The 979-nt window shown below is 58.9% G+C and carries 1 pseudogene; it reads left to right on the top strand.

Going from position 1 to position 979, the window contains the following annotated elements:
• Nucleotides 1–713: pseudogene (locus ACR0LL_RS21150) on the top strand (16S rRNA (uracil(1498)-N(3))-methyltransferase); the annotation flags it as partial.
• Nucleotides 714–979: the final 266 nt, after the last annotated feature.

Here is a 979-nt window from a genome sequence, read left to right as displayed (position 1 = left end):
CAAAGATCAGACTGTATGTAGAGCACCCTTTGGGTCCGGGGCAATCGGTTCCTTTGACGCGCGAACAGGCGCATTATCTGTTCGGCGTCATGCGGTTGTCGGTTGGCGCCCATGTCGCGCTGTTCAACGGGCATGATGGCGAATGGCTGGCAGAGGTTGCCGAGACCGGCAAGCGCGGCGGGGTGTTGCACTCTATCGATCAAACCAAGCCGCTGCAGCTACCGCCCGATCTGTGGTTTCTGTTTGCGCCGATCAAAAAGGCGCGTACCGATTTCATCGTTGAAAAGGCGGCGGAAATGGGCGCGGCGCGGATACTACCGGTCCAGACCGAGTTCACCAATTCCGAGCGCATCCGGCAGGACCGGTTGCAAGCCCACGCCGTTGAGGCCGCCGAACAGTGCGGCGGGACCTTCGTGCCCGAGGTTGCGGATCTCCAAAAGCTGGACCGGGTCTTAGACAATTGGCCCGAGGATCGCCAACTGATGTTCTGTAATGAGGCCGAAGTCGGTTCGAGCCTTAGGCTGGCCAGCAATAACAAAGATCGACCGTGGGCCATTCTCATAGGTCCCGAAGGGGGTTTCTCTTGTAGGGAACGGGACCGGCTGACGGCGTTACCATTCGCACATGTGGTCAGTCTTGGACCCCGTATCCTGCGTGCTGATACGGCGGCGGTTGCGGTGTTGACTATGAGGCTGCAGGCCTTGGGGGATTGGGAGGGATTCGAGAGGCGACTGCTGCCGACGCTCCGGCGATCGAGGCGTTTTTGGCCGCGTATCCCGAAACATCAATGTTTCTACGCAGCAATCTGGCGGCGCATGGCGTCGGCTTCGGGGACTCAGACCATTCCACGCGTTTTTTCGTCTGGGAACAGGACCAAATCGATGGTGTGTTTGGGATCACAAGAAAAGGGTACCTGATGGCCCAGTTGCCTGATTGCATGCCACACGCAGCGCGCGCTTTCGCGGAGTGTATTGCAGAT

The sequence above is a fragment of the Ruegeria sp. AI2 genome (assembly GCF_056541275.1).
This window is presented reverse-complemented; position numbering and strand designations above follow the sequence as displayed.